This is a genomic window from Pseudodonghicola sp. (genome assembly GCF_048268305.1).
Lineage (GTDB): Bacteria > Pseudomonadota > Alphaproteobacteria > Rhodobacterales > Rhodobacteraceae > Pseudodonghicola.
Genome location: NZ_JBLWVT010000029.1, coordinates 1 through 8,560 on the forward strand (window position 1 = coordinate 1; position 8,560 = coordinate 8,560).

Consider the following 8,560-nt stretch of genomic DNA (forward strand, 5'->3'; position numbering starts at 1 on the left):
GCCTCGGCCAGCGGCTTGTTCTCCTTCGTCACCTTGATGCAGTGGAACGGGATGTCGTGGTTCACGACGACCTTCTGGTAGTCCATGTGGTTCGAGATCACCGCCACGATGTCGATCGGCAGCGCGCCGATCCGCCAGCGATAGAGCAGGTCGTTCAGGCAATGGCCGAAGCGCGACACCATGATGACCACCTTCATCTTGACGTCCTCGTCATGGAAGGCGAAGTCCATCGCGAATTCTTCCGCTGTGTCGGTAAAGCCCGCCGCCAGCGCCGCGCGCTCCGCCCCGGTCTCCGACACGAAACTGACCCGCATGAAGAATTTGCCAGTCTCCGGATCGTCGAATTGCGAACTGTCAGTGATGTTGCAGCCCTGATCGGCCAGGTAATTGGCGATGGCGGCGACGATCCCCCGGGTCGAGGGGCAGGTCACGGTGAGGCAGTATTTGATCATCGGGGTCTCCCGCGGAAGTCTGTGTTTCTTTTGCAGCGGCATGCGTCACCGCAGGCGCCGGGGTCAAGGGGGCATCGCCCCCCTGGGCTGTTCGGCTGTGGTCGCGGTCCGCTCAGGCGGCGAGGCGGGCGGCCGCCGTTTCGATCGCGTGCCAGAGAGAGCCTGCCAGGCCGCGCATGCCGAGGATCGCGAGGCGATCTTCGGCCCGGCGGATCAGGAACACCGACATATGTTCCAGCCCGGTCCGGGTTGCCTGGCCCGGGCCGAATCCCGCCGCATCCACATTGACCAGTTTCTCCATCAGCCGGACCAGCGGGGCGCCGCCGGCGACCGAAGCGATCTCGAATGCGACCCAGCCATCGGTCTGTTCGGTGACGGAACAGCCCGGCGCCTCGGTCTGCAGCGCCTTGGCGAAATCCTCCTCGGCGCGGCCCTGGCCTTCGATCATCCACTGATCGGGCCCGGTCCAGAAGGCGGCGTGGCTGCCCGCCTCGGCCCAATGGCCGGCGGCGGGCAGGATCAGGCCGAAGGGGGCGGGGGTTGCCGCGTCCCGGCGCAGCGCGAGGGAGGCAAGCCCGAGCCCCGCGTTTTCCCGGATGGTCAGGGCGCCCAGCGTCAGCAGGCGCGGCGCCGCGGCGCCAAGCGCCGAAATCGGTTTCAGGTCAGACACGCTGGCGTCCTCCTTCAGGGTCGACGAAATGGGGCGAGACGACGCGCAGGCGCTGGCTCTCCCCCTCAAGCGGGTTGGCGGCGATGATGATCTCGCCCAGGCGGCTGTCGCCATCCTCCAGATAGCCGAGCCCGATCATCGAGCCGACATGCGGCGAATAGCAGGCCGAGGTGATCCAGCCCTGATCGGTCTCCATCGTCTGTTCGGCGCCCTCGGTGAAAAGATGCGCGCCGGCGGTCACCTTGCCGCTCTTGGTCTCGGGGGCGAGGCCGACCAGCCGCCGGCGATCCCCGGCGAGCCCCTCGCGCCGGGACATCACCACGCCCAAGGCGTCCTTCTTCTGCGACACCATCCGGCCCAGGCCGATCATCGCCGCGGTGGTCTGGCCGTTCAGCTCGTTGCCCGCCGCATGGCCTTTCTCGATCCGCAGCACACCCAAGGCCTCGGTCCCGTAGGGGGTGACGCCCAGGTCTTCGCCCAGCTCCATCATCCGCTGCATCAGCGCATGGCCATAGCGTGCCGGCACCGCGATCTCATAGGCCAACTCGCCCGAGAAGGAGATGCGGAAGAGCCGCGCCCTGAGCCCGTTGCAGATGGTCAGCTCGGCACAGGCCATGAAGGGGAAAGCCTCGTTCGACAGATCAGTCCCGTCCACCACGCGCTCCAGCAGGGTGCGGGCCTTGGGGCCGGCCACCGCGATCTGCGCCCAGGCGTCGGTGGTCGAGATCAGCTGTACGTCGAGATCGGGCCAGAGGCATTGGCGGGCGAATTCCATCTGCCGATAGACCAGCCCGGCGTTCGCCGTGGTGGTGGTGACCACGAGGTGATCCTCGGCCATCCGCGCCACGGTGCCGTCATCATAGGCGAAACCGTCCTCGCGCAGCATCAGCCCATAGCGCACCCGCCCGACCTTGAGCGTCGAGATGGTATTGGCATAGAGCCGGTCGAGGAAGGTCGCCGCATCGGCGCCCTGCACATCGACCTTGCCCAGCGTGGTGACATCGCACAGGCCGACACCGGTGCGCACCGCCAGAACCTCGCGGTCGACCGATTGGCGCCAATGGGTCTCCCCCGGCCTGGGGAAATATTGCGCCCGCATCCATTGGCCGACCTCGACAAAGGTGGCGCCCTCGGCCTCGGCCCAATGGTGGGTGGGGGTCAGGCGATAGGGCCGGAAATGCGCCCCGGTATCGCCGCCGCCCAGCACCGAGAGGGAGACCGGCGTATAGGGCGGGCGGAAGATCGTGGTGCCGGTTGCCGGGATCGACTTGCCGGTCAGCTCGGCCATCACCGCAAGGGCGGTGACATTGGCCGTCTTGCCCTGATCTGTCGCCATGCCCAGCGTGGTCCAGCGTTTCAGATGCTCGACCGGGCGCATGTTCTCCTGATGCGCCAGCTTGATATCCTTGACGGTGACATCGTTCTGCATGTCGACCCAGGCGCGTTTCGTGCCCGGCACATGCCAGAATTCGGCCTGGCCCAGCGGCGCGTCCTCGGCCTGGGGCAGGGTGGGGGTCGCCACCGCAAAGCCCAGATCCTCCAGCGCGCGGAGCGCCGCCGCCGCCCCATCGGCGAGCGCGGCAGACAGGCCACCCTTGCCGGCGGTGGCCCCGGCCGGGATCAGCCCGCTGGGGCCGTCGGTGCCGGGCACGAAGGCCAGGAGATCGGGATTCCAGGTGGGCCTTCCGCGATGATGCGCGGTCAGCTGCACGTTGGGGTTCCAGCCGCCCGCGACGCCGAGCGCGCCACAGTCGATCCAATGGCTCTGGCCGTCGCGGCTGACCTCGACCCGGGTCAGGCCCAGCCGGCCCCGGCTGTCGCTGACCACGGCGCCGTCGAACAGCGGATAGCTGCCCTGCGGGTGCACGCCCTTGCGGCTGTCGATCACGCCGGCGACCTCGACACCCTTGGCGATCAGATCGCGGGCGGTGCGGTGGCCGTCGTCGTTATTGGTGAAGATCGCCACCCGGCTTGCGGGGCTCACCGCCCAGCGATTGGCATAGGCGCGCAGCGCGCCGGCCAGCATGATGCCGGGGCGATCGTTGTTGGCAAAGGGGATGTGCCGTTCGGTGGCCCCCGCCGCCAGCACCGCGCGCTTGGCGGTGATCCGCCAGAGCGTCTGGCGCACGCCCTCGCCGGGGGTGGCCAGATGGTCGGCGACCCGTTCCACCGCGCCATAGATGCCGTGATCATAGACGCCGAAGACGGTGGTGCGCCGCATCACCCGCAGGTTGGGCAGGCTGGCGAATTCCGCCTCGATCTCGGCGATCCAGTCGGTGGCCGGGGCATGGTCGAGCTGCAGCGTCTCGGCCAGCAGCCGGCCGCCCAGGCGGAAATCCTCATCGGCGAGGATCACCTGCGCGCCAGCGCGCGCCGCCGTCAGCGCCGCCACCAGTCCCGCCGCGCCGCCGCCGATCACCAGCAGATCGCAATGCAGGAACCCCTTGTCGTATTGATCGGGGTCCGCCTGCATCGACAGGCTGCCGAGACCGGCGGCCTTGCGGATCGCCGGCTCATAGAGCTTTTCCCAGAAGGCCTTGGGCCACATGAAGGTCTTGTAATAGAAGCCCGCCGCGAAGAAGGGCGACAGGAAATCGTTCACCGCCAGCAGGTCGCGGTTCAGCGGCCCCATGTGGTTCTGGCTGCGTGCTTCCAGCCCGTCGAACAGCTCGGCCACGGTGGCGCGGGTGTTGGGCTCCTGCCGGGCGCCGGCGCGCAGTTCGACCAGGGCGTTCGGCTCCTCCGATCCAGCGGTAAAGATGCCGCGCGGGCGGTGGTACTTGAACGACCGGCCGACCAGCCGCACGTCATTGGCCAAGAGCGCCGAGGCCAGCGTATCGCCGGCATGGCCGTAATAGACCCGGCCGTCGAAGGTGAAGGAAAGCTTGCGGTCGCGGTCGATCAGACCGCCGGAAAGCCGGGTCATTTCACACCTCCCTTCCGGGCTGACAATTGGGCCAGAGCCACGTCGCGCGCGAGTTCGGCGCCAAGGATTTCATGGGTGGTGGTGTCGCGGGTGACGACCAGCCAGCTGCGGTCGCCCTGTTCGTGGAACCACAGCTCGCGGTGTACGCCGGCGGGGTTGTCGCGCAGATAGACGTAATCGAAGAAGGCCGCTTCGGCGCCCTCGGCCATACCGTCGGGCCGGTCGATCATCATCGCATCGCCAAGATAGGTGAACTCCTGCGCGTCGCGCGGGCCGAGAAGGGGATGGGGGATCAGCATCGTCTTACCTCAGTGCAGGTTCGGCTGGGCGCCGCGGCCGTTTTCGTCCAGCAGATGGCCGGTGCGGAACCGGTCCATCCGCATCTTGGCCGCCACCGGGTGCGGTTCGTCCTTGGCCAGCAGATGGGCAAAGCAGAAGCCCGAGGCCGGCGTTGCCTTGAAGCCGCCGTAACACCAGCCGCCGTTGAAATAGAGCCCGTCGATATCGGTGCGGTCGATGATGGGAGAGCCGTCCATGGTCATGTCCATGATGCCGCCCCACATGCGCAGCAGCCGCGCCCGGCCGATCATCGGCATCAGCGCCATGCCGCCCTCGGCCACCTCCTCGATCACCGGCAGGTTGCCGCGCTGGGCATAGGAGTTATAGCCGTCGATATCGCCGCCGAAGACCAGGCCGCCCTTGTCCGACTGGCTGATATAGAAATGCCCTGCGCCGAAGGTGATCACCCCCGGAATGGTCGGTTTCAACCCTTCGGAGACGAAGGCCTGCAGCACATGGCTTTCGATCGGCAACCGCGTGCCCGCCATCGCCATGACCTTGCCCGAGTTGCCGGCGACCGCCACCCCGACCTTCTTGGCACCGATATAGCCGCGCGAGGTTTCGACCCCCAACACCTTGCCGTTCTCGATCCTAAAGCCGGTGACCTCGCAATTCTGGATGATGTCGACGCCACGCATGTCGGCGCCGCGGGCATAGCCCCAGACCACGCCGTCATGGCGCGCGGTGCCGGCGCGGGGCTGCATCAACCCGCCCTTGATCGGAAAGCGCGCATTGTCGAAATTCAGGAAGGGCAGCATCTCGCGCAGCTCGTCGCGCCCCAGCATCTGCGCCCCGGCGCCGGCCAGCATCATCGCATTGCCGCGCCGGCGATAGGAGTCGCGCTGGCCGTCGGTGTGGATCAGGTTGATGATCCCGCGTTGGCTGACCATCGAGTTGAAGTTGGTCTCCTGTTCCAGGTTTTCCCAGAGCTTCATCGACAGTTCATAGAAATGCTCGTTCCCCGGCAGCAGGTAGTTCGACCGGATGATGGTGGTGTTGCGCCCGATGTTGCCCGAGCCCAGCCAGCCCTTTTCCAACACCGCCACCCGGGTCAGGCCGAACTTGGCCGCCAGATGATAGGCGGTCGACAACCCGTGACCGCCGCCGCCGACGATGATGATGTCATACTCGGGCTGCGGATCGGGCGTGCGCCACAGCGGCTGCCAGCCCTTGTGGCCGGTCAATGCCTCCTTGAACACGCGAAAGCCGGAAAAGCGCATCGGAAACTCCTGTTGATCGGACAGAATGTGGCACGGGGTGGCGTCGGGTGGTTTGACTGGAATTGACTCATTATTACATAAATGGGACATCTCTGGCCATCCGCCGGAAAGAGGCCTGTCATGCCCGCCCTCACGCCCGATACCGCACGCCCGAAACGCTATGGTTTCCTGCTGATCGACGATTTCGCGCTGCTCTCCGCCGCCTCGGCGGTCGAGCCCCTGCGGGCGGCCAATATGCTCAGCGGGCGGCTGCTTTATGATCTGCGCTTCCTCTCGGCCCGCGGCGGCTGGCAGCGCAGTTCGGTCGGCGGCGCCTTCGAGACCGAGCCGTTGGAGACGGCGGGGGCGGCGTTTGACATCCTCTTCGTCGTCGCTGGCGGTGATCCGCTGTCCTATGATGATCCGCATGTGCTGGGGTGGCTCAGGCGGCTGGCGCGGGGCGGGATCGCGCTGGGCGGCATCTCGGGCGGGGCGGTGATCCTGGCGCGGGCGGGGCTGATGCAGGCGCGGCGGTTCACCGTTCACTGGGAACATGCCGAAGGCCTGCGGGCGCTGTACCCCGAGGCGCTGATCGAGCGGCGGCTGTTCGTCATCGACCGCGACCGCTTTACCTGCGCCGGCGGCATGGCGCCCTTGGACATGATGCATGCGCTGATTGCCCGCGATCACGGCGCCGATCTGGCCGGGCGGGTCAGCGACTGGTTCATCCACACCGGTATCCGCACCGCGGAGGAGCCGCAGCAGGCCGGGGCGGCGGCGCAGTATGGGCTGAACCACCCGGCGCTCGCCGCGGCGGTCGATCTGATGACCAGCCATATCGCCGATCCGCTCAAGCTTGGCGATCTGGCGCAACTGTCGGGGATCGGTGCGCGGCAGCTCGAACGCCTGGCGCAGGAGCAACTGGGGCAGAGCGTTATGGGATTTTACCGCCAGCTCCGGCTGGAGAAGGCCGACCAGCTTCTGCGCCGCTCCACCCTGCCGCTGGCCGATGTGGCGCAGGCCACCGGCTTTGCCGGTCCGGCGCATTTCTCCCGCGCCTTTGCCGAGGCTTATGGGATGCCGCCGGGCGCGCGACGATCCGAGCGGCGCGAAGCCGCGCGCTGAAATGCCCCGCATCCGCATTGGCCGAGTGCGCCCGGTTTCGCCGGCGACCACCGAGGCCGGTTGACAATCCGGGGGGCGGGCAGTTGGGGTATATACTGCAGGACAGGGCCGGATTTGTCGCGCAATGGTTGAGTCGTTTGCCGATCCGACCACTCTCACGTCCCTGTTCACCCAGTGTTTTGGGGATCCGGCGCTGACGCCCCGGTTCCCGGTAAGGCGGAAGAGAAATGAAAGAACGTTATGATGTCGTGATCGTGGGTGGGGCGGTGATCGGCTCTTCCATCGCTTATCACCTGATGCAATCCGCCGATTTCAACGGCTCCGTGCTGGTGGTCGAACGTGACCCCAGCTACGCGCAGGCCTCGACCTCGCTGTCCGCCTCGGGGATCCGGGTGCAATATTCCAATCCGATCAACGTCAAGGTCAGCCAATACGGGCTCGAGGTGATCCGCAATTTCGCCGAAACCATGCAGGTGGGCAGCGACAAGCCCGATCTGAATTTCCATTCCGGCGGGTATCTCTATCTCGCGCGCAGTGCCGAGCAGGCGCAGACGCTGAGAGAGGCGCATGAGGTGCAGATCGCCTGCGGCGCCGATGTGGTGCTGTGGACCCGGGACGAACTGGCCGAGGCCTTTCCGCATCTGCGGGTCGAGGATCTGCAGCTCGCCTCCTATGGGCGGTCGGGCGAGGGCTGGTTCAACAACACCGGGCTGATGTACGGGTTCCGCAACAAGGCGCGTGATCTCGGCGCCGATTACGTGACCGATTCCGTGGTGGGCATCGGCCGCGATGGCGGCCGGGTGACCTCGATCACCCTAGCCTCGGGGCAGGTGGTCAAGGCCGGCACCATCGTCAATGCCTCGGGGCCGCGCGCGGCGCTGACCGCGCGGATGGCCGGGCTCGATGTGCCGATCGAGCCGCGCAAGCGCACGCTTTTCGTCTTCGACTGCGCCCAGACGCCCGAGGGCAGCGCCAGGGTGAACGACGGACGGTTGCCCCTGATGATCGACCCCACCGGTGTCTGGTGCCGGCCTGAGGGCAAGTATTTCCTCGCCGGCGGCGTACCGGAGGACGACCGCGCCGTCGACTGGGACGATTTCGAGCCCCGCTATGCCGAATTCGAGGATCAGATCTGGCCGGCGTTGGCCGAACGCTCGCCGCAGTTCGAGGCGATCAAGGTGGTCAACCAATGGGCCGGGCACTACGCCTATAACACGCTCGACCACAACATGATCGTCGGCCGCCATCCGGAGGTGGAGAATTTCATCTTCGCCAACGGCTTCTCCGGCCACGGGCTGCAACAGGGGCCGGCGACCGGCCGGGCGGTGGCTGAGCTGATCGCCTATGGCGAATACCGCACGCTCGATTTCTCGGAAGTCGGGTACGAGCGGGTGGTCGAAGGCCGCCCCTTCCTGGAAAAGGCGATCATCTGATCCCGCGCGTCCCCGTCTGCCGTGGCAGGCGGGGCGTCATGGCGTGGCAGGTTTGATCCGCAGCGCGCGCAGCGCGTTCAGGATCACCGCCACGTCGATCGCCTCCTGCAGCACGGCGCCCTCGACCGGCGTCAGCCACCCGAGGGCCGCGGCGATCATCCCCAGCACCGACAGGCCGATCCCGGCCACCACGCTTTGCATCGCGATGGCGCGGGCGCGCCGCGCGATCTCCAGCCCGGGGGCGAGCCCGTCGATCCGGTCCTGCACCAGCACCACATCGGCCGCCTCGGCCGAGGCGGGGGGGCCGCGCGCGCCCCTCGCCCCGCCGGCACCGGCGGGGGGCGGCGCCGGGGCGGGGGGCACCCCCGCGCCCCCCCCCCCCACCGCGCCGGGGCTGCGCCCCCTCCCCGCCGGCC

At 67.5% G+C, this 8,560-nt stretch carries 7 protein-coding genes and 1 pseudogene; 2 read left to right on the forward strand and 6 right to left on the reverse strand.

The genetic code is table 11. The features are described 5' to 3' along the window. The 5 genes from ACN0V4_RS21365 to ACN0V4_RS21385 form a co-directional block, all read right to left on the reverse strand. On the reverse strand, positions 1-452 hold a 452-nt coding region (locus tag ACN0V4_RS21365; protein ID WP_417679918.1), incomplete at its 3' end, for an ACT domain-containing protein. Positions 453-564: 112 nt separating this feature from the next. Further along, positions 565-1,122, reverse strand: a complete 558-nt coding sequence (locus ACN0V4_RS21370) for a sarcosine oxidase subunit gamma (protein WP_417679920.1) — start codon at positions 1,120-1,122, stop codon at positions 565-567. Continuing rightward, positions 1,115-4,048, reverse strand: coding sequence for a sarcosine oxidase subunit alpha family protein (locus ACN0V4_RS21375; RefSeq protein WP_417679922.1), 2,934 nt, complete (start codon positions 4,046-4,048; stop codon positions 1,115-1,117). The genes ACN0V4_RS21370 and ACN0V4_RS21375 overlap by 8 nt, the downstream gene beginning before the upstream one ends. Beyond that, on the reverse strand, positions 4,045-4,347 hold the full coding sequence (locus ACN0V4_RS21380) for a sarcosine oxidase subunit delta (RefSeq protein WP_417679924.1): 303 nt from the start codon (positions 4,345-4,347) through the stop codon (positions 4,045-4,047). The genes ACN0V4_RS21375 and ACN0V4_RS21380 overlap by 4 nt, the downstream gene beginning before the upstream one ends. A 9-nt stretch (positions 4,348-4,356) precedes the next feature. Beyond that, positions 4,357-5,607 (reverse strand): sarcosine oxidase subunit beta family protein, encoded by a 1,251-nt coding sequence (locus tag ACN0V4_RS21385; protein WP_417679926.1) that lies wholly within the window; start codon positions 5,605-5,607, stop codon positions 4,357-4,359. Positions 5,608-5,727: 120 nt separating this feature from the next. Here ACN0V4_RS21385 and ACN0V4_RS21390 point away from each other — a divergent pair, with 120 nt between their 5' ends. Further along, positions 5,728-6,711: a GlxA family transcriptional regulator gene (locus ACN0V4_RS21390; RefSeq protein ID WP_417679928.1), complete on the forward strand. Its 984-nt coding sequence runs from the start codon at positions 5,728-5,730 to the stop codon at positions 6,709-6,711. Positions 6,712-6,938: 227 nt separating this feature from the next. Further along, positions 6,939-8,144, forward strand: coding sequence for an NAD(P)/FAD-dependent oxidoreductase (locus ACN0V4_RS21395; protein WP_417679930.1), 1,206 nt, complete (start codon positions 6,939-6,941; stop codon positions 8,142-8,144). Between the two features lie 36 nt (positions 8,145-8,180). Here ACN0V4_RS21395 and ACN0V4_RS21400 read toward each other — a convergent pair. After that, positions 8,181-8,560 (reverse strand): annotated as a pseudogene (locus ACN0V4_RS21400) (heavy metal translocating P-type ATPase); the annotation flags it as partial.